General features: G+C 36.3%; 1 protein-coding gene. It reads left to right on the top strand.

Translation table 11 applies throughout. The features are described from left to right. A partial coding sequence (locus PGW42_RS15110; RefSeq protein WP_270235167.1) for a helix-turn-helix domain-containing protein occupies positions 1 to 212 on the top strand: 212 nt, incomplete at both ends.

Here is a 212-nt window from a genome sequence, read left to right as displayed (position 1 = left end):
CAGTTCAAGAATATTTAGATGGAAAAGGCAGTATGAAGACGATTGCACAACGTTTAGGTATAGCCTTTCAATCATTCAAACAATGGGTAAAAAACTATGAAGCGATGGGAATAGATGCGTTTAAAACCAATCATAACAAACATTATTCCAAAACAGAAAAAGAGCAAGCAGTCGCAGCATATTTAGCCGGCGAAGGTTCTCATATGGAAATT

Source organism: Coprococcus sp. TM115-187 (assembly GCF_027679115.1).
Classification (GTDB): Bacteria; Bacillota; Clostridia; order Lachnospirales; family Lachnospiraceae; genus Allocoprococcus; species Allocoprococcus comes.
This window is presented reverse-complemented; position numbering and strand designations above follow the sequence as displayed.